Source organism: Neisseria sicca 4320, from assembly GCF_000193735.1.
Classification (GTDB): Bacteria; Pseudomonadota; Gammaproteobacteria; order Burkholderiales; family Neisseriaceae; genus Neisseria; species Neisseria sicca_E.
Genome location: NZ_AEPF01000087.1, coordinates 1 through 462, shown reverse-complemented (window position 1 = coordinate 462; position 462 = coordinate 1). Strand labels below are relative to the sequence as shown.

Genomic DNA, 462 nt, shown 5'->3' with positions numbered 1-462 from the left:
TCGACCTTTTCTACCACCTGAGTTCACATTTGGAGATGAATGATAAGATGGACTGCTGCAATAAAATCAGGCTGTCTATAATTTTAACATGGGCGTTGTTGCATTCTTTCCATATATTCCGAGGTTGGAAAGAGTACGACAGGCAATCGGCTTTGATAACGATAACCAACGGCTTTCAGGTGTGGATTTTATCTGAAATAATTATTTGGGCATCCTTGGATGTCGGTTCACGCCACGGTTGCTCCTCATTTTTTAAGTGATGGGTATTCTTTCATCTCTATTTTGATGGGATTGTCAAATATGAACCGATAGCAGGCTGTATCATTTTTCCTTATGGCAAAACTGCCCCGATTTGGTTTGCTAAGTCTTTTGAATGTTTTTCCATGGGCATTTCTTGTTTCGTGTAAAGAGAAGATGTGGTAATCCAATCTTAACACGGGTAGGGAATGCCCGCCTATTCCC

At 40.9% G+C, this 462-nt stretch carries 1 protein-coding gene; it reads right to left on the bottom strand.

Features of this window, described 5'->3' with window-relative positions; translation table 11 throughout:
* Positions 1-245: 245 nt before the first annotated feature.
* Positions 246-462 (bottom strand): hypothetical protein (locus NSCA4_RS15780; protein WP_036538331.1); only part of this gene is annotated, 217 nt, incomplete at its 5' end.